General features: G+C 68.9%; 1 protein-coding gene. It reads left to right on the top strand.

Features of this window, described 5'->3' with window-relative positions:
* On the top strand, positions 1-425 hold a 425-nt coding region (locus NP777_RS47270; protein WP_256656383.1), incomplete at both ends, for an AMP-binding protein.

Genomic DNA, 425 nt, shown 5'->3' with positions numbered 1-425 from the left:
TGATCTGACGGTGACGGCGTTGTATACGCCGTTGGTGAGTGGTGGCCGGGTGGTGTTGGCGGATCTCGATGAGCGGGCGGCCGATGTCGGCCGGCCGTCGTTTATGAAGGTGACCCCCTCCCACCTGGGGTTGTTGGAGGCGTTGCCGGAGGGTGTGTCGCCGTCGGGGATGTTGATCACCGGTGGTGAGGCGCTGGTGGGGGAGGCGCTGGTGTCGTGGCGGGCCGCGCATCCGGATGTGACGGTGGTCAATGCGTACGGTCCGACGGAGGCGACGGTCAACTGCGCCGACTTCCGGATCGAGCCGGGTGGTGCGGTGGCGGCGGGGCCGGTGCCGATCGGGCGGCCGTTCTGGAACACCCGTGCCTATGTGCTGGATGCCTGGCTTCGCCCGGTGCCGCCGGGGGCGGTCGGTGAGCTCTACA

Source organism: Streptomyces rugosispiralis (assembly GCF_024505145.1).
In the GTDB taxonomy this organism is placed as follows: Bacteria; Actinomycetota; Actinomycetes; order Streptomycetales; family Streptomycetaceae; genus Streptomyces; species Streptomyces rugosispiralis.
Note: the sequence above shows the minus strand (reverse complement) of the source record. Positions and strands in the feature narration are given on the sequence as shown.